The sequence below is a fragment of the Tumidithrix elongata BACA0141 genome, assembly GCF_036349135.1.
Taxonomy (GTDB): domain Bacteria; phylum Cyanobacteriota; class Cyanobacteriia; order Pseudanabaenales; family Pseudanabaenaceae; genus Tumidithrix; species Tumidithrix elongata.
This window is the reverse complement of the sequence record NZ_JAZBJZ010000002.1, coordinates 97,985-117,159: the sequence shown is the minus strand read 5'-3', so window position 1 is coordinate 117,159 and position 19,175 is coordinate 97,985. Positions and strand designations below refer to the sequence as shown.

Here is a 19,175-nt window from a genome sequence, read left to right as displayed (position 1 = left end):
TATTTCTGATTGCTGCGTCAGATAACGAATAACAAAGCATCAATAACTATGTGTTGGTCTTTCAGTTAGACTTAATTTCGGCGCGTGTGTTGAGGTTTGTATGAAGGCAAAATCAATTTTTATTGGCATTGCAGTTGCTGCAATTTTTTTACTGGTTCTGAGTTTTACAGCAGTATCTAAGGTGCTGAGTGCCAATCCTAGCGATCTATTGCAGGGTGTAAAAACACAACCGCAAGCCGTTAACTTTTTACCAAAGCGATCGCCGCTTTTCTTCTCCTTTCTAGTCAACCCCGATCGCCTGAGCCTATTCGCGCAATTGGCTGCTAAGTCCAGCGATCGCGCCAGCATTAAAAACGAATTTCGCCGCCTCAAACAACAGCTTCAGCAGGAATGGGCGCTAGATTATGACAGCGATATTCAGCCTTGGTTAGGCAATGAAATCACCTTGGCGGTGACCGCAACCGACATCGATCGCCAAAGTGAAAACGGCTTACAACCTGGTTATCTCCTAGCCTTCTCAACCAGCAATGTAGAACTAGCAAAAGCATCCGTAGAAAAATTTTGGCAGAGACAGGCAATTGGAGGATCGGATTTAGGTTTTGAGCAGTATCAGGGCATCCCGATTGTTTTTGCCAACACGCCGCTACCGAATTTAGGGCAGGATGCCGCGATCGCCAGCGCCACGATTGGTAAATTTGTGCTATTTGCCAATGATGTCAAAGTCATTCGTAATGCCATTAACGACTTGCAAGTACCCGATCTTGCTTTAGCAGGACTAGATACCTATAAAGCAAGCGTCAAGCAACTTACAAAAGGCAGAATTGGTCTAGCTTTTGCCAATTTTACCGAACTAGGCTCATGGGGAACAACCAGTGGGGTCTTACCTAAAAATCTCACAAATTTACCGAAAGCAGTCCTATCCGTAGGGCTGGGTCTGGATCGGCAAGGACTCGAGGCTGAAACAGTCCTGACGCTCGATCCCCTCGCTACAAATATAGCCTTAGCGGGAAATCATGCCAGTGCTAAAGCCCAAAACCCAAAAAACTCCAATCAAATTACCGAGCTTGTTCCCGCTGGTAGTTCTGTACTGGTCGGTCGCGACCTCAGCCAAACCCTCCAACAAATTTCTGCAACCCTCAAGCCTTACCCAGAGTTAAACGCAAGCTTCGTCAGTGCGATCGCTACCTTAACCGCAAATTCTAGTTTGAGCTTTGGTGGTTCGCCTTTAGAGGAAGCAAACAGAGAGTGGTTGCAAGGGGACTATGCGATCGCGGCTCTACCCAATGCTACGGGCAAATCAGATTGGGTATTGATTGCCGAGAATAAAGCACCGAGTGTAGTGAAAGCAGAAATCGATCGACTAGATGCACTAGCTCGCAACGCCAAACTCACCGTAGGGGATTTGAGTCTCAACGAGCAAAATCTCACAGTTTGGACGCAGTTAACGGCTGTGACCAATCCTAAAGACGCTTTAGCGGCAGCATCGATCAATGGCAGTGTCGCGATCGCCCATACCAAAATTGCGCCCGATTCAAAATATGTAATTTTCTCGAACTCGATTGAGGCTGTAGAAAAGGTTTTATCGAGCGATCTCACCTCGATCTCGCGATCGCCGAGGTTTAAGAACCTTGCCAAAAAGCTACCCAGTAATTTGTCAGGATTTGCCTACATCGATCGCAAAACCAATCTAGATGTCTGGATCGCCAAATTCCCGCTACTCCCAACCACGTTGAAGGCACTGCAAGGATCGCCTTTGCAATTGCTGCTAGACCATATTGAAGTGATAAACCTTGCGAGTACTGCTACCAATGGTTCGAGTCTGCGTGGTGAGATCTCGATTGCACTCAAGTAGGTCTGATAAACTTTAAGAACTATTTTGCATTCCTTAAAAATTTTATAAACCCAAAACGAAGCGGGCGGACTCAGACCCACTGCCCCTGCATTAAATTCACAATCATTATAAAAATACCTATTCAAATCTTCTAAAGACATGACCACAATTCAAACTACCCCTGCTGATGTCTTTACCTTGGCATCATGGTTGGCGGGAGACTTTAGCAACTGGGAACAAGCGATCGAAAATCCGCCCTTTTTCGCGCATATTCGAGTTTGCATTCGACCATTGCCAGTTATCCCCAGTACAGAGCCACCCGAGGGCGTCTGGTTGTACTCCGAGCAGTCCTATGATTTTGAGCTAAACCACCCCTATCGCACGGCGATCTTGAATATTGTGTCAAGGGGCGACCACCTTGAAATTGTGAACTACAAACTTAAAGAAGCCGAAAATTACTTTGGTGCAAGCCGTCAACCCGAGCGATTGCAAGAACTTACACCCGAGCAACTCGAAAAACTCTGCGGCTGCACCATGCTGGTACATCGCACCGAGAACAATACCTTTAAGGGGGCGATCGAGCCGGGCAAACAATGTTGCGTCGTGCGTAAGGGCAAATCAACTTACCTTGTGAATGAATTTGAAGTGGGAGAGCATTTCTTTTCTAGCCTCGATCGCGGTCACGACCCAGAGACAGATGAGCGGGTTTGGGGGTCAGTCGCTGGGCCATTTGAATTTACCAAAAAGACCAGCTTTGCTACGGAAGTTCGGTCTCACGAGGTTTCTTCGGTATAATTAGTCACGAATAATTAGCTGCTGAGTCTAGCAAAAATTTGTAGGCATAATTTTCGTTGACAGTTAAGTTCGTAAATCGTTTATAGGTGTTAGTTTGAAAGTTCTTGTTATTGGTAATGGCGGTAGAGAACATGCCATTGCATGGAAGCTTTTACAGTCCCCAGAAATTACCCAGGTTTTCTGCATTCCTGGGAATGGGGGAACCGCAACGACACCCAAATGCCGCAATGTGTCGCTGTCAATCGATGATTTTGAGGGAATGCTCAGATTTGCCCAAGTGCAGGGTGTTGCCCTGACCGTTGTGGGGCCAGAGTTGCCCCTATCTCAAGGGATTGTGGACTTTTTTCATAGTGCCGAAGCCCCAATTTTTGGTCCAACCAAAAAGGGCGCACAGATTGAGTCCAGTAAAGCTTGGGCAAAGGAACTGATGCAGTCTGCTGGCATTCCAACGGCGGCTAGTGCTGTATTTAAGGATGCAGCCAGTGCTGTAGCCTATGTGCAACAGCAGGGTGCGCCGATTGTGATTAAAGCCGATGGTTTGGCAAGTGGCAAAGGCGTGACGGTTGCCATGACCCTAGAGCAGGCTGAAGAAGCGATCGCTAAAATCTTTAGCGGACAATTTGGTGCGGCGGGCGAGATGGTTGTGATTGAAGAATATCTCACAGGACAAGAGTTGTCCGTTCTTGCCATTACCGATGGGTTGACCATTCGCCCTCTATTGCCTGCCCAAGATCACAAGCGACTAGGAGATGGCGACATTGGTCCCAATACAGGCGGGATGGGAGCCTATGCCCCAGCACCGATCGCTACGTCTGAGCTAATGGCAAAAATTCAAACTAAGGTACTAGAACCAGCGATCGCTGCCCTCAGAGAACAGGGAATTGACTATCGTGGCTGTCTCTATGCAGGCTTGATGATTACACCCAGTGGTGAGCCCATGGTAATCGAGTTTAATTGTCGATTTGGCGATCCTGAGACGCAGGCGATTTTGCCTCTTTTAGATACTCCCTTAGAAAAACTGTTGCTTGCCTGTATTGAGCGCCGTTTAGAAAAAATGCCGCCGATCGCTTGGAAGCCTCAAGCCTCTGTCTGTGTTGTGATGGCAGCGAGTGGCTATCCCGAAAAAGTTGAACTCGGTAAATTTATTACTGGAATTGGTAAAGCTGAAGCATCTGGTGCTGTTGTGTTTCAGGCAGGTACAAAGCTAAAAAATAATAGCCTAATTACCAGTGGTGGCAGGGTTTTAGGTGTGACCGCCACGGGCTCAAATATTCAAGCAGCGATCGCTTCGGCTTACAGCGCGATCGAGTCCATTGACTATGACGGAGCGATCTTTCGGAAAGATATTGCCAGCCGCGCGATCGCATCCTAATTCTCTCTAACAACGAAGAGATGTAAGCTTAACAACCTAAAAGCCCCCCTAAATCCCTCAATATCTGGGGGACTTAAAAAGATTCTGATTCTCTAGAATTGATGGTCGCTCCGAATTAAAGCCGATAGTGGCGAAACACTTCACTGGCAGCTCGATGTAGCAAGGAATGCCGATAGACTAAGGCTCGCAGATCGTCGGCATAGCCGCCACCGATCACGCAGGCTACGGGGTATCGCTGCGCTAAGCAAGTACTCAAAACCTGCATATCACGCCGATACAACCCAGTATCCGTAAGCGCTAGTTTCCCTAAGCGATCGCCGACATGGGGGTCAACCCCTGCATCGTAAAGCACCAGATCGGGATTGAACGCTGAGAGCAGATCGGGTAAATAGTTCGCTAAGGTGCGTAGATAGGCATCATCCTCCATACCTTCAGGCAGAGGAACATCGAGATCGCTGTTTTGCTTCGTACTCGGAAAATTAATCTGGCAGTGCATTGAAAAGGTAAACACTTGCTTAGAATCAGCAAAAATAAATGCCGTGCCATCCCCCTGATGCACATCTAGATCGACAATCAGAATTTTTTTAGCTAATCCTAACTGTTGGATTACCCTTGCGGCGATCGCCAGATCGTTAAAAATGCAAAACCCCGATCCATAGCTGGGAAAGGCATGATGGGTTCCTCCCGCTGTGTTACAGGCTAACCCACACTGCAAAGCCAACTGAGCCGTAAGCATCGTTCCCCCTACAGCTATGCAAGTGCGATGGGCCAACCCCTCACTCCAAGGCAGTCCGATGCGTCTTAATGCTTTGCGATCGAGGCTACCCTCGCAATAGGCCTGCACGTAGCTCGGATCGTGCACCGACTCGATCCATGCTCTCGGTGGTAACTCAGGCAAATGCAATTGTTTAGACTGCACCACCCCTTCTGCCAACAGCATTTCTGTCAACAAACGAAACTTTACCATAGGGAATCGATGTCCGTCAGGTAAAGGAACAACATAATCAGGATGATAGACAATCGGTAGTTCCATTTGGAGCTGTAGCAATCCCAAGCGATCGATAAAACAGCATCCTAACGCTCAGCCCCCATTATTCGTAACCCACCACAGAGCCATCTGGCATCACAGCTCCCCGCATAATTGCGCCACTCAAACTTGCCCCACTGAGGTTGGCATCTCGAAAACTAACGCCTGTAAGCACTGCCAGTCGTAAATTTGCCTTGATCAAGTTTGTGCCGATTAAAAACGCTGCCTCTAATCTCGCTGAAATCAACTGAGCGCCATTAAGATTCGCACCCGTGAGGTTGGCGTGATCGAGCTGGGCATCGCTAAGAATGGCATCGCACATCTGGGCATTGGTAATATTTGCATTACTGAGGGTGGCATTGCTGAGGGTGGCACGATTGAGAATCGCATCCGTCAGGTTAGCGTGACTGAGATTGGCATTACTTAAAACGGCATCACTCAAGTCAGCTCCCACCAAAACAGCATGATTGAGAATGGTATCGCTCAGATCGGCATCATTGAGAATCGATAGTGTCAGATTGGTATTGCTTAGGATGGCATTGCTGAGATTGGTGTTACTTAAATTGGCTTCAGTGAGATTGGCGCCACTGAGGTTTGCGAAACTGAGATTGGCTTTTGAGAGATTGGCAGTTTGTAAATCAGCATCACTAAGCGTGGCATGGTTGAGATTCGAGCCGATTAGATCGCTGCCATTGAGGTTTGCCCCACTTAGATCGGCATTACTAAATAGTGCCTCCGTCAAGTCAGCATTTGCCATCATGGCCGAACTAAGAATAGCGCCATTAAAATTTGCTTCTCTAAGGTAGGTGTGACAGAGATAAGCGCCACTGAGATCGGCACCAATGAGCTTTGCACGGTATAGATCGACTTCTCGCAAATTAGCCTTCCGCAAATCGGCATTACTCAAGTTTGCACCAAGCAAATTGGCACAACTTAGATTTGCCCAACGCAGATTTACCCCACGCAGATCTGCTTCTCTAAGGTTTCCAAGTTTGAGGTTAGCACTACTTAAATCTGGCACAATTTCAGGATGAGTAGCCTTCCATCGATTCCATGTCGCTACGCCTTGTTTTAGCAATGCCAGATGTTCTGCGTTTGCCATAGAGGTGACTCCTCGATTTGGATGGTTTGATTGGCGTGATTATTTCAGGGTTATGTATATACAGAAACAAGAAAAAGTCTGTAATTGTATTTTGAAAACCGTTGCTAGCGAAGAGCCAAAACCTAAACGCCAATCCTTTATTACCTATGATGCAATTGTTATAAAATGTTATAAAAAATAAAAAGCCCAGAAGGGTTTCTGGGCGCAGTCAGTTTAAGGCTTTAATGTAATTAGATTATCGGTTTGGATAGCTTGCCAACATCACCCAGTTGGGTGAACGCAATGGGTGACCTTTTTTTCGCGAACGATCGCTTTGTTTTTGTCAAAGCCTACCCATTCGCGGCTGTCCCAAAAAAGCAAAAAAAGAGCCCAGAAGGGTTTCTGGGCGCAGTCAGTTTAAGGTTTTAATGTAATTAGATTATCGGTTTGGATAGCTTGCCAACATCACCCAGTTGGGTGAACGTAGCGGACGACCTTTTTCTCGCGAACGATCGCTTCAAAAAATAAAAAAAGCCCAGAAGGGTTTCTGGGCGCAGTCAGTTTAAGGCTTTAATGTAATTAGATTATCGGTTTGGATAGCTTGCCAACATCACCCAGTTGGGTGAACGCAACGGGCGACCTTCTTACGATCGCGTTTGCATTACCGTCGCGCTAATTTCGACAACACCTACTTGTTCGCTATCAATCTCTATGGCTGCGGCATGGGACAGGTCGAGGATACGATCGCCCACATAGGGGCCGCGATCGTTCACCCGTACAATCACCGATTTCCCATTGCGGAGATTTGTAACTTTTAGATAGGTATCGAGGGGCAAAGAAGGATGGGCGGCCGTAAACCCTTTTTGCTCAAAGGTTTCTCCTGAAGCCGTTGGCAGGCCATGAAAATCCCATCCATACCAAGATGCCTCACCCTGCACGCTGTGGTCTGTAGCCGTAAGCTGAAGCATCTGCTGTTGTGCCTCAACTAAGGTCAAGGGCTTTGCACCTGTGGCTTGACGTAAGTTGTTAACCCATTGAGTTAGATTTAATTCGGGATTGGCAATTCCAACCATTGGGACTGTAAATAGCGTTGCCAAATCGTATTGTCCAATGTAACTACCATTCCAAATCACTGGCAGAATTTTGTTCGGATCGAAGCTAGAGGAATTTAGCAAAAATTCTAGCCTTGCGGCTACCGTCGCTGCATCTGCAATGTGGCTCAGCGTTAAGATTGGTTTCTGATTGACAAAAATCGTCCAATGGTTCGCACCAGTAGCCTGTAGAGAAATGGTATGGAACTGCGATCGCTTTGGGGCAAAAGTCAAACCTTTAGATTGTACAGAATTATTAACTGCAGATTGGTCAATATACTTGACGCTCTGATAAGAAGGCGAGCCCGCGATCGTTTTGTTGAGATTAAAATAAAGCGCGCTAAAGAAAGTGGAGCCGATTGATACGACCCACATTGCTGCGAAAGTATTCATAATAAAGACTGCAAACTAGATTTCGTTAAGCCAAAATCTCTAGATAGTTAGAATATAAAAAAGATTTGTAAATAGACTGTTGTAAAAAGTAGGTTTTAGATTTCTCGTTTTATATTTTTCTTAGAGAAGCATTAAAAACTGGTCGATCGGTTTCCCTGTAACCATTTCACAAAAGTGGAATACTTTTGTAAGGTTTCTGTATGCCTCAATACAAAATAGAGGATCGTCGGGGATCAAAAATCACCCCTTTGGAAGAGATAAAATTACTTAGGTCTATTTCCCCAAGAAATTCTTCATTAATTTTTTATGCAAATACGCCCTAGTCAAGCGTTTCAACGATGTATTTAAAAACACATTTAAATTCTTTATTTCATTTGTTTTTCCCCTTAATAGATGGGGAATTTTTAAGCAAGAAAACAATCAAACTGCCCCAAATCAAAATTGCGAATGTCCAACCCATTCAACAAAGGTTGTTTATAGGGTTACTTAAAAGGTTGTTTATAGGGTTACTTAATAGACAAAATCCTCAATCTCCAAACTTTGGCACAAAAAACTTTGCCACAATAAGTCATCGAGGGGCAGGGGGACACATCCTGATCGCCAAGTGTTTCCAGAGAAAACAGGAAATTGCCTGTGGCTGAACTGGAATGCTTACCTCTAGCATCGGGACAGCAGGGTGAGGGGGTCTGTCTCCAAGTACGCTTGGGTCCCTACTGGTTTCTGCTCGATTGTGGCTTGACCGATTTATCCCCCCTGTTTCATACAGGACTCAGTTCTGAAGGTTCATCTGAAGGTAATGTGCCTTGGGCAGGGGTTTTTTGCAGTCATGCCCATTCCGATCATGGACGCGGTTTAAAAGAACTGCATGCGATCGCCCCTGACTTACCGATCTACACAAGCGAAGTAACATCTCGGTTGCTGCCTCTGGCTTGGGCAGATCCCGCCCTTGCCCCGCCCGAATTTTGCGTTCCCTTGGCTTGGCGGACAGAATATCAAATTCAACCCAATTTATCGGCAAAGTTGCTGCCCTCTGGTCATTTACCGGGAGCGGCAAGCTTGAGCTTGACTTATACTGCCAAAGATCGAGAATACTCAATTCTCTATACGGGTGACTTTTTTCTCTCTAACTCTCGCCTAGTCGAGTCCCTGCGCTTAGAAGACTTTCGCGGTCTGTCACCCGATGTTCTAATTATCGAAGGCAGCTATGGCACAGCCAAGCATCCTCACCGCCGCAGCCAAGAAAACGATTTAGCTACCAAAATTATCGAGGCGATCGCGACGGGTTACTCAGTGATTTTACCTGTATCGAGAATTGGGATTGGGCAAGAAATTTTAATGTTACTGCGCAGCCATCATCAATTTACAGGAAAAGATATTGATATTTGGGTAGATGCCGCGATCGCGCTTGGGTGCGATGCCTATTTAGATTTGCTGCCTTATCTACCCAACTCAGTGCGAAATTTTGCGCAACATCAACCGCTATTTTGGGACAAAAAAGTCAGGCCGCATGTCGGACGGATTGAATCAGGTCAGCAGCTTAATCGCGAGCCCTGCATTTTATTGGTTGACAAACACTCTGACTGGACAGAATGGCTCGATCGATGGGCAAGACCTTGGCTCATACTTCTGCCCGAATTTCAAAGCCGTGGGTCGAATTTCTTAAATACTTCGTTTCCCCACGCTTCCGCCAAGATTGATACCTATCTTTTAGCCGATCACAGCGATGTTGCAGGGACAACGCAACTAATCCATAACTTAAAACCTCAGCACATTGTATTTATGCATGGCAGTGCTGACTATCTAGCCGATCTGGCAAATTTAGACGAATTAAGTAATCGCTATCACGTTCATTGCCCCCCTTCAGGAAAGCGGCTAGAGTTGGCAGTGGGTGAGTCTTTTCATGGGGCAATTCCGCCTAGATCCGATCGCGCTGCACTACAACCCTATGAAGGGGAACTAGCTGAGCTAGATTCGGCTGTGGTGCTGACCTTACCTGCGGAAATTACAGCCGATTCACGGTGGATAAACTTTGCCGATACGGGTTTGGTTGAAGCAAGGTGGCAGGGCGAAGAGTTAATTATTCGTGGACTTACCCAAAGAGAATTACTCTCGGGCGAGTTGTCTGATGCTGGCAATGACAATTTGCGCGTCTGTGGCAACTGCCAGTTTTATCGAGGGCAACGTTGCCTCAACCTAGCGTCGCCGTTGTCAGGGCTGAAAGTTAGTCGCGATGGCTATTGTTTGGCTTTTGAAGGGATCGCTGAAAACACTGAATAGCTCCCTTATAAAACGAAAATAGCGGGGTAAGGCTAATTTAACTTAGCAAACCGCGCTATTGAGGAATTATCCGAGACATAGTTTTAACCTAACTTGCTCAAGTAGCGATCGCATCCGCAAAATGGCTTGATCCACATAAACGAATTAGGCATGAACAGAACCATCGGGCATAATGGCTCCTTTGAGCTTTGCTCCCGTTAGCTTTACCATAATGCGATTGTTATAGCCAATACGAGCGCCCGTCAAGTCAGCTCCCGTCAAATCTGCGCCACTTAAATCTGCACCAATTAAGTTCGCCTCCCTCAGATTCGCTTTGACTAGATTTGCTTGTAACAAGTTGGCTCTAAATAAATTGGCTCTGTACAGATTGGCATTTTCAAAATTGACTTGATGCAAAAAGGCATCCGTCAGATTGGCATTGCTAAGATTGGCGTTGCTAAGATTGCGACCTTCAAGATATTTTTCACGCAGATCGGCACCACTGAGATCGGCACCACTCAAGTGATCTGGTCGTTTTGGCTGAGGGTTTGGTTGAGGTGTAGGCTTGGGTGTGGGCTGATAGCGCGGTTGGTAAGTTTGCTGCGGTTGGCGTGGAGCGGTGTACTGGTTTGATTGGGTTTTGGTTTTAGCGCCATATTGATGGCTAGCCTGATGATTTGTTTGGTAGCTATATTGTTGGTGGCTAGTCTGAGGATTGGGTTGGTGATGCGTCTGATAGCTTGACTGGTTTGATTGTGTGGACTGGGTTTTAGCTTGGTGCGAATATTGATTGGTTTGTGTGGAGTGGGCTTGGGCAGAGTGGGTCTGGGTAGTATGAGATTGGGTAGCGTGAGTTTGTGCGGAAGAGCGATGCGATCGCACCTGATCGCGCGCATGATTGATCTCTTTTAATTTTTCTTGGGCTTTTGCCTGCAACCTTAGGTCATCCTTGGGAATGCGATCGGGATGCCAAATAAACGCCAAGTCTCTATAGGCTTGATTCACTTCCTCAAGGGAAGCACTTGGCTCTAGTCCAAGTACTCGATAGCATCGGTCTAAATCAATCATAAGAGTTTCACCGTACCATCATTACAGTTTAAGGGTTATGGCGGTTAGAGATTAGCATTGTGAACAATTTAACAATGTCTTCGGATTGTTTCCCTTGATAGAATTCGTCTTTAGGGGACTTAAGCTTAATTGAATTTTCTAACACTACCTAAGTCTTTTCATCAACCTTATTAAATGAATTAAACAGCTCCTTAAGATCTTGATGGAATAAAGGGAAGCATGAACGTAGCAATCAAGGAAACCCTAAGAATAAACCTATTGGTATTTATAACCAAAAAATTGTTTAGATTCATGATATTTAGAGTTTTTCCCAAGTAAATCTTAGTATTCTTTAGAAGAGAATCTCTTTAAGAAAACTTAGAGATTTGATGGAGGATAAAATCATGAAACTCTCATTGATTACGATTTCTATCGTTCTGATCTCTACATTGATGTTGCCGAATGCTGCTTTTGGGCAAAATTTGATCGTTCCGACAAATGATGCTGAGAGAAACTTGCACCATCGGATCGTTGAAGCACAAAGTCTAAAGATGCCTATTTTTATTACGACGATTGCTTTGACAGCTTCTCTAATAACGATCAGTATTGCCCTAAGCAAGTCCTTTCGCGTAGGATAATCGCGCTACACAATCTATCATTTATAGGGTGTCCCCAGGGTTTGGTAGATAGCTTGGCTGTGCGACAAATTAAATCGAACTGTAGCAAATAAAATTTCCAATCTGTTTAAAATCACAAATAACAGTTTCAAAAAAACGATGTCGCCGTTTTTTGAAATCCCCCCATAGTGCGGAACTCAAATCCAAATCTATTGTAAATTTACTTGAAATTGGTATAACCAAAAAAGAGATGGATTCAAACCTGATTGAGATTGTCAAAGCCGATTATCAGAAATTTCCAGAGGCACAAACTTACAGCATCTATGCTGAGGACGTTTATTTTAAAGATCCTGTCTATAACTTTCGAGGTTTAGCGCAGTACAAAAAAATGATTGGCTTTATCACCACTTGGTTTAAAGCACTCAAACTCGACCTCCATGAAATCGATCGCACTGAGAATGCGATTAAAACGCGCTGGACAATGAGCTGGGATGCCCCTTTACCCTGGAAGCCTCGCATTTCAGTAACAGGTTACAGCGAACTCCAAGTAAATGAGGCAGGACTAATTAGTTCTCATATCGATTATTGGGACTGCGATCGCTGGGATGTGGTCAAGCAGCATTTTATTTTCTCGGCAAAGTAATTCACTTTTAAAATAACGATTGTGGAATAGAGGAAAATTTCATGAAAACGTTCTTGTCAAAGCAAGCTAAATTTAAGGGCAATTTGGGCAATGGATTGGGAAATACCCACTTAGTTCCTTGCTTATTGGGTTCGCTAATAGGGCTTGGTTTTGTGGGTTCAGCGATCGCAGCAACGGCAAAACCTATTGTTCCTGAAAAGCTGCAAGTCAGTCCAGGAGAGGAACTGTTATTTAAGGCTTCTGCTAAAGGTACGCAAATTTATACCTGTAAAGCCAATGACAAGAATAAATTTGAGTGGACATTTAAGGCTCCTGAAGCCGAGCTATTTGACAATCGGGGTATGAAAATTATTCACCACTACGGAGGGCCCAGTTGGGAGTATCTCGATAAAAGTAAGGTCAAGGCAAAGGTAAAAGCAAAAGTTGGGGCTCCCGATCCTACAGCGATTCCTTGGCTGCTGCTCGAAGTTACTTCCCATGAAGGTAGGGGTGTGATGTCCAATGTCACCAGCATTCAAAGACTCAATACTTCTGGCGGTTTGGCTCCCAAGACAATTTGCGATGCTTCAAAAACTGGTAAAGAGGTTGGCGTCGGGTACGAAGCCGATTATTATTTCTACGGTTCTACCACCGTTCAAGGGCTGTGGTAGAGATAGCCAATCTGGGCAATTGTTCGCAAACAATTAAGAATTGCAATGGCTCTTTTCTTAGCACTTTACCTATCCCAACACACCATCAATCAAAACACTTAAGCCCTTTATGAGTGAAACCGTTAACTGTAAAGAAGCCTGCATCAATGGTTGCATCCTTGGCGATCGCTGCCCAAACCTAGAATATCTTGCCGCGACTCGTAAGTTTCTTCAAGATACATCGATTGACAAAATCCTTGAGATTGCAGCCAATCGATTTTTCCCCAAAGAGATCGAGACTGAGGGCGATCGCCCCCATTAGCGAACGATCGCTCTATCGTTTCTGACGTTGGGTTAAGCCTTCACCCACAAGAGAGAGTCCCACCACCATGATCGTAATTGCCAAACCGGGAAACAAGGTCGTCCACCAGATATTCTCACCTGTGGAAAGTGCATCTAAGGCCTGTTTCAGATCGTGTCCCCACTCGGGCACATCTTCAGGAATGCCTAGCCCTAAAAAGCCTAGCCCCGCTAAGGTGAGAATCGCATCTGCGGCATTGAGCGTAAAGATCACAGGCAAGCTTTGAATCACATTTTGCCCCAAATAGCGCGTTAACACCGTCCAAGTATCTGCCCCGATCGCTTGGGCAGCTTCGATATATAGCTCGGTTTTGACGCTCACCGTTTGATTGCGAATAATGCGAAAGTACTGGGGAATATAGGCAACACTGAGCGCGATCGCAGCATTCCACACCCCTGCTCCCACAACAAAGGCGATCGTCAGCGATAGCAGCAGCCCCGGCAGGGTATAGATTGCATCCATGATAAACACCAAGCCCTTATCGATCCAACCACCCTTGTAGCCGCTGATCATGCCTAAAGGCACACCCACCAATAGGCTCAGAAGTGTTGAAACCAAGACAACCTGCCATGCAACGCCTGCACCAGAGATCGTGCGGCTAAAGACATCATGCCCCTGCTGATCCGTACCAAACCAATGGGTCAGGGATGGTGCTTCGTGAATGGGATTGCTCAAAAACTCGTTGGGATTTGCCAGTATGCCCAACATTTGTAGCACGGGAAAAAGCAGAGCCATCAAGGCAAAGATCGCACTGATTACCACTCCAACAAACATCAGACGTTGAGAAGTTGAGTTCATAGTTCAGAAAGTCTACAGATCGAGCAATGGAAGTTGTGATGGAATTGTAACCACAAAGATTGTGCCAACTCCTACTTTACTAGTGAACGTAACCGTACCTCCATGTACTTTTGCACACTTTTTCACAACGGTAAGCCCAAGCCCCGATCCTGCGATCGCATCTGCATTTGTCGCACGATAAAATGGCTCAAAAATATGCGTTTGTTCTTCTAAGGGGATACCAATGCCCCGATCTTGAATGCGAAAAACGAGCGTATTGTCGCTGTGGTCAATCTCAAAATCAATTTGAGTCGTCGGCTCTGAATATTTGATGGCGTTAGAGAGCAAATTTGACAGGATAAAGCGCAAAAGCTTGGGATCGAAATAAGCCTTTTGATTTTGGGCGCTTTGGGAAACAATGGCAATTCTTGGTGGACTCTCCAACTGTAGCTCATCCACAAGGTTTTGACAGAAATCAACTACGTTAATTACTTGTGGATTAACCTCTAGTTGGCTAGCTTCGGCTTTATTGATCGTAATCATGTCATCTAAAAGACTTGTGATGTAAGAGATCGATGATTGAATTCGAGCTAAGCTCCGCCTAGTTTTCTCATCTAGTATTTGGCTGCCATTATGTTCGATGAGTTGAGCTGACATTTTGATTACACCCAAGGGGGTACGAAATTCGTGGGAAATCATCGAAAAGAAGTTGCGCTGCAATCTGCTGAGTTCCTGCTCTCTTTGTAAAGCTAGCTGGGATACTTCAACAGCTTTACGATCGCTAATATCCCGCACAAATGCCACAACTTCATCTTTTCCACTTGCCAAAATGCGAGACTCAAAGTGATGGATCTGTCCATCCAGTAATTCTAAAGAATATTCTACAGTTTGGAGATTACCTGTGTGTAACGCTCGGTCAATCGCTTTCACGATCTGAGCGATCGCATCTGATGGCAACGGTGAATCAGCAATATTAGAACCTTTAATTGCTTGAGGTTCCATCACCAAATGTTCTCGTCTAGCTTTAAAATCAATAAAATCTCCTTTACGATTCAGCCGAAAAATTAAGTCGGGAATGGCGTTCAGTAAAGCTAAATGCTGTACCTCGCTTTGAGATAGTGCAGCCTCTGTACGTTTATGCTCTTCTATTTCCATTTGCAAAGAAAAATTCGCAGCCATAAGCTCAGAAGTTCTTTCTCTTACCTTACTTTCTAGTTCTTCTTTTGCAAGCTTAAGTTCTATTTCGGCCAGTTTGCGCTCTGTAATATCATGGGTTGCTCCAAACAAGGCAATTCTCCGACCAGCCTCATCAAGAATCGTACTCCCTCTGGAACAAATATATCTAATCGAACCATCTGGATGGAGGATTTGCAGATCCATTTCGTAACTGCCCCCTGATTGAATTGCCCTTGTCACAGTGGCATCAAACTCTTTTCGCTGGCTAGGATGTACTATCTGTAATAATTCTGTATAGGTAGGCTCACCCAAACTAGGTTCCCTACCCCAAATTTGGAATAGCTCCTCCGACCAAATAATTTTTCCTGTGGTGAGATCGTATTCCCAATTACCCAAATGTGCCAATTTTTCAGCCTTAGCTAGATTTGCTTCACTTTTACGTAACTTTGCTTCTATCTTGATGCGATCGGCTAGCTCATCTTTAACTTGGGCATAGAACTGTGCTTGTTGAATCGCGATCGCCAATTGATTTGCAATTTGTTGTAGTAACTCTGCATCTGACCCCTGCCATGTGCGATCGGTCGTACAGGCATGAGCGATCAATAGGCCCCATAAGTCCCCATATTTAGACTCTTGATGGCGAGCGCGGTTGCGCTGTGAGTGTTGCAAAATTGGAGCGACAATCTTAGACTTTACTCCCATAGACTGCATCAACTCCTCCAGACAAGTCCCCCATTCGTCCATTGTGACATCCGAGATGATGCGCGGTTGTCCTTGGCAATAATAAGCAAAACAGCCAGGCTCAAAATATTCGTTTAGCCAGGTCAGATCTAAGTACGATGGATATTTGGGATCGACTTTTTCTTGAATTATTTTGCCTCTGCCATCGGGATAAAGACGGAAAATCGATACGCGATCGGCTTGCAATACATGTTTTACCTTGGCAACAGTCTCAGAAAGGATTTCATCAAGTTCTAAAGACTGACGAATTTGTTGTGTAACTTCAGTAATTAACTTCTCTCTTTGAAGTTGCAGCGTTAATGAATCTTCTGCTTGTTTGCGATCGCTAATATCTGTAATGGCACCAATGTAAAAAATTTCATTTTTTTGGGTGTCGTGAAAAATCGAACCCGTCAGACTTACCCAAACAATTGTACGATCTTTGCGAATATATCGTTTCTCTATACAGAAACTAGAGATTTCACCAGAATCAAGCCTTTGTAAATTCCTTAAGTTCTCTTCCAGATCTTCTGGATGGGTGATTGATTGAACAGTTAGTTGCATTAGTTCCTTCTCAGTAAACCTAAGAATATCGCAAAACCGTTGATTGACTCTCTGAAATTCTCCCTGAGAATTGATATAGGCTATGCCCACTGGGACTTGCTCAAAGATAGAACGGAATTGTGTTTCGCTATTTTGCAGTGCTATTTCTAGAGACTTGCGATCGCTAACATCTTCAGTCACACCAGCAATTCGATAAACTTCACCTGCTTTATTCTTTACTGGAAAGGCACGAGTTCTGAGCCAACGTATAGTTCCATCGGGTCGAATAATTCGATATTCCATCATCTGTTCTGCTTGTGTAACCAAGGCAGATGATAGTTGCATGCGCTCTAGGTCTTCTGGGTGAACTAACTCGATCCAAAGAAGAGGATTTTGATAACAATCTTCTCGCGCATAGCCCCAGATAGATTCAAAGGCTGGACTAATATAAATTACTTCCTTAAAATCAATGGAATGTAAAAAGAAGACATCTTTAATATTTTCTGCCAGTTGTCGAAATCTCTCTTCACGCTCCGCAACTTGACTTTCCATACAATGCTTGTAAATTGCAATCTCAATCGCAGTATGAAGATCGCTACCATCAAAAGGTTTGACTAGATAACCATAGGGATCCGAATTTTTGGCCCGTTCCAGTGTGGCATCATCTGTATGTGCAGTGAGGTAAATAACTGGGAGGTGAAATACTTCGCGCAGGATGGTAGCGATCGCGATACCATCTTGCTTTGAGCCTTTCAAATTGATATCCATCAAGACCAAGTCTGGTTTATTTTTGGATACACTGGCAAACACCTCTTCATCAGAATGAGCTAGGTCACTAACGATATATCCCAATATCGTGAGTTCTTCTGAAATGACTCTGCCTGTAATTACCTCATCTTCAACTACTAGAATTTTTGTTGATGACATTCTAAGTAATTCCTCTTTTTATCTCAGCTATGCTTTAGAGCTTAAGTTATATTTATGTAAACCTTAGTTTTTATTTGGATTCATATCACAATCCCTAAATTGATTTTTACACAAAGGATTGGGGATATACTCAGATTGTACACCTTTGATTTCTTGGTACTTTTGTGGTTAAGTAAACTATGGATTAGATAATTTTGAGGGTACTTTGCAAAAAGGTGTTTAACCTATTCTGCTCTCATTTTCGCTCTTATGTTTGACTCCATTTATTATTTTTGCATGTAGGTTTTTACACATAATTAAAACTGTTGTAATTGCTTACTAATCGATAAAACACAATATTCTCAATGAAGATTCTGCTTGTAGAAGACGATCGCAAAACCTCAGAAACCCTTGTAGAAGCCCTCAGCGATCAAAGCTTTGTAGTTGATGTTGCTTTTGATGGTGAAACTGGCTGGCAAATGATTCAGGCTAATCAATATAGCTTGATATTACTCGATGTAATGCTGCCCCAATTGGATGGGATTAGGCTTTGCCGAAGCATTCGCTCTCGCGGTCTTACCATCCCCATTATTATGATTACTGCACGTAGTAGTACAGTAGATAAAGTGATTGGCTTAGATTCAGGTGCTGACGACTTTATTGCTAAACCAATTGACCTGCTAGAGTTATTTGCTCGTATTCGGGTTTGGCAGCGTCGAGAGCAGGGTTTGAAACAGGTTGACACCATACTTAAATGGGAAAACCTCGAACTTAATTTAGATACCTATGAGGTCACTTACAATCAGCATCCCGTTCAACTTACCCCAAAGGAATATGCGTTGCTTGAGTTGATGATCAAGAATGGGCGTCGTGTTTTGAGTAGAGGCGCAATCATCGAAAATATTTGGGATATTGCAGATTCTCCTTCGGAGTACACCGTGAAAGCTCATCTACAAAGCTTACGAAATAAGCTAATTGCGGTTGGAGCATCGGACGATCTAATTGAAACTGTACGGGGTGTTGGCTATCGTCTTAAATAGTATTTGTCAGTACATCCTAGTCATAAGTAAATACGTTATATTTTTACGGAGAATACATTCAGAGGATCCTTCAATTTGTATGAAATTTTTGTCTTGTTTAAGCAAGAAAAATTGCAACTAAAATTCTAGATTTATCTGGCTATTCTTCACTGTATAGTCATCAAATTTAGGTATTTCTAATCGATTTTTTGGCAAATCATTAATTTTTTATAGATGCGATCGCTCTAATCGATTTCTTCTCAAATCACTAGGTTATATCTTGTCTTTTTCGGTTTATTCTGAAAAAAAGGGATTATGAAAAAAGGCTGTTTTTTTTAGGGAAGGAAACTGATTTAATCTTTTTTCGGTAACGATCGGTAACGATCTCAGATTTTCAATTTCTTTAGATTAATTCCCTGCTGCTTGCGGCGGACTAACTGCCAAGTCTAACCTTGGGGTTCATGCTTTTGATTCAGGTGGTGTGAATGGAAAAAAAGGTTCATGTATTTAGACCCAGTGGAAAAATGGATCACGACAGCCGTGCCTTGATATTCGATCAGATTCACATGCTGGGAATTTCAAAGATTGACTATTTTGTGATCGACATGAGTGATGTTACCCATATCAATACCTTTGGGCTAGGAGCTATTTTGGGGGCTTTGAGGCTTTCAAAAAAGTTCGGATTCCAATTAATAGTTGGTTCTGTTGCTTCCGAATCAGTCGAATTATTCTTACAAATAACAGCAATGGATAAAGTGTTAAATCTCTGCCCTGATGTCTACGCATTTCTAAATACACATAATTCCATGCAAAAAATTTAACATCTTTCTTCTAGAGCAATCTAAAGATATAGCAATCCTAGATGAAAAATGTAGCCTAACGTGCATGTAG

Annotated in this window: 16 protein-coding genes; 10 read left to right on the top strand and 6 right to left on the bottom strand. The window is 44.1% G+C overall.

The genetic code is table 11. The features are described from left to right. The first annotated feature begins 100 nt into the window (after positions 1-100). From V2H45_RS01160 to purD, 3 genes are all read left to right on the top strand, one after another. A complete protein-coding gene (locus V2H45_RS01160) occupies positions 101-1,852 on the top strand; it encodes a DUF3352 domain-containing protein (RefSeq protein WP_330481764.1) in 1,752 nt (583 codons plus the stop codon). A gap of 138 nt (positions 1,853-1,990) precedes the next feature. Further along, the gene (locus V2H45_RS01155) at positions 1,991-2,626 is read left to right on the top strand and encodes a chromophore lyase CpcT/CpeT (RefSeq protein ID WP_330481763.1); all 636 of its coding nucleotides are present in this window, start codon (positions 1,991-1,993) and stop codon (positions 2,624-2,626) included. Between the two features lie 94 nt (positions 2,627-2,720). Next, positions 2,721-3,998: a phosphoribosylamine--glycine ligase gene (purD, locus tag V2H45_RS01150; RefSeq protein WP_330481762.1), complete on the top strand. Its 1,278-nt coding sequence runs from the start codon at positions 2,721-2,723 to the stop codon at positions 3,996-3,998. A gap of 115 nt (positions 3,999-4,113) precedes the next feature. Here the strand turns inward: purD and V2H45_RS01145 are convergent, their stop codons facing one another. The 3 genes from V2H45_RS01145 to V2H45_RS01135 all read right to left on the bottom strand — a co-directional run bounded on the left by V2H45_RS01145 (position 4,114) and on the right by V2H45_RS01135 (position 7,590). Next, complete coding sequence (locus tag V2H45_RS01145; protein ID WP_330481761.1) at positions 4,114-5,031, bottom strand: histone deacetylase family protein; 918 nt, start codon at positions 5,029-5,031, stop codon at positions 4,114-4,116. 58 nt (positions 5,032-5,089) lie between these two features. After that, positions 5,090-6,127 carry a pentapeptide repeat-containing protein gene (locus V2H45_RS01140; protein ID WP_330481760.1) on the bottom strand — a complete coding sequence of 346 codons (1,038 nt, stop codon included), beginning with the start codon at positions 6,125-6,127 and terminating at the stop codon, positions 5,090-5,092. A 623-nt stretch (positions 6,128-6,750) separates the two neighbouring features. Further along, positions 6,751-7,590 carry a septal ring lytic transglycosylase RlpA family protein gene (locus V2H45_RS01135; protein WP_330481759.1) on the bottom strand — a complete coding sequence of 280 codons (840 nt, stop codon included), beginning with the start codon at positions 7,588-7,590 and terminating at the stop codon, positions 6,751-6,753. A gap of 633 nt (positions 7,591-8,223) precedes the next feature. On the opposite strand from V2H45_RS01135, the gene V2H45_RS01130 reads away from it, so the two are divergent. Next, complete coding sequence (locus V2H45_RS01130) at positions 8,224-9,867, top strand: MBL fold metallo-hydrolase (RefSeq protein ID WP_330481758.1); 1,644 nt, start codon at positions 8,224-8,226, stop codon at positions 9,865-9,867. A 144-nt stretch (positions 9,868-10,011) separates the two neighbouring features. Here V2H45_RS01130 and V2H45_RS01125 read toward each other — a convergent pair whose 3' ends face one another. Continuing rightward, on the bottom strand, positions 10,012-10,914 hold the full coding sequence (locus tag V2H45_RS01125; protein ID WP_330481757.1) for a pentapeptide repeat-containing protein: 903 nt from the start codon (positions 10,912-10,914) through the stop codon (positions 10,012-10,014). A gap of 383 nt (positions 10,915-11,297) precedes the next feature. On the opposite strand from V2H45_RS01125, the gene V2H45_RS01120 reads away from it, so the two are divergent. The 4 genes from V2H45_RS01120 to V2H45_RS01105 all read left to right on the top strand — a co-directional run bounded on the left by V2H45_RS01120 (position 11,298) and on the right by V2H45_RS01105 (position 13,104). Next, positions 11,298-11,531, top strand: coding sequence for a hypothetical protein (locus tag V2H45_RS01120; protein ID WP_330481756.1), 234 nt, complete (start codon positions 11,298-11,300; stop codon positions 11,529-11,531). A gap of 229 nt (positions 11,532-11,760) precedes the next feature. Further along, positions 11,761-12,153, top strand: a complete 393-nt coding sequence (locus tag V2H45_RS01115) for a DUF2358 domain-containing protein (protein ID WP_330481755.1) — start codon at positions 11,761-11,763, stop codon at positions 12,151-12,153. A gap of 41 nt (positions 12,154-12,194) precedes the next feature. Continuing rightward, the gene (locus V2H45_RS01110; RefSeq protein ID WP_330481754.1) at positions 12,195-12,803 is read left to right on the top strand and encodes a DUF3455 domain-containing protein; all 609 of its coding nucleotides are present in this window, start codon (positions 12,195-12,197) and stop codon (positions 12,801-12,803) included. A 109-nt stretch (positions 12,804-12,912) separates the two neighbouring features. Further along, positions 12,913-13,104 carry a hypothetical protein gene (locus V2H45_RS01105; protein WP_330481753.1) on the top strand — a complete coding sequence of 64 codons (192 nt, stop codon included), beginning with the start codon at positions 12,913-12,915 and terminating at the stop codon, positions 13,102-13,104. Positions 13,105-13,116: 12 nt separating this feature from the next. Here V2H45_RS01105 and V2H45_RS01100 read toward each other — a convergent pair whose 3' ends face one another. Together V2H45_RS01100 and V2H45_RS01095 are read right to left on the bottom strand one after the other, a co-directional pair. Next, positions 13,117-13,941 carry an ABC transporter permease gene (locus tag V2H45_RS01100; RefSeq protein WP_330481752.1) on the bottom strand — a complete coding sequence of 275 codons (825 nt, stop codon included), beginning with the start codon at positions 13,939-13,941 and terminating at the stop codon, positions 13,117-13,119. A gap of 12 nt (positions 13,942-13,953) precedes the next feature. Next, positions 13,954-17,286, bottom strand: a complete 3,333-nt coding sequence (locus V2H45_RS01095; RefSeq protein ID WP_330481751.1) for a PAS domain S-box protein — start codon at positions 17,284-17,286, stop codon at positions 13,954-13,956. Between the two features lie 344 nt (positions 17,287-17,630). Between V2H45_RS01095 and V2H45_RS01090 the strand changes: the two genes are divergently transcribed. Further along, the gene (locus V2H45_RS01090; RefSeq protein ID WP_330481750.1) at positions 17,631-18,305 is read left to right on the top strand and encodes a response regulator transcription factor; all 675 of its coding nucleotides are present in this window, start codon (positions 17,631-17,633) and stop codon (positions 18,303-18,305) included. Between the two features lie 464 nt (positions 18,306-18,769). After that, positions 18,770-19,105 (top strand): STAS domain-containing protein, encoded by a 336-nt coding sequence (locus tag V2H45_RS01085; RefSeq protein WP_330481749.1) that lies wholly within the window; start codon positions 18,770-18,772, stop codon positions 19,103-19,105. The last annotated feature ends 70 nt before the right edge of the window (positions 19,106-19,175 follow it).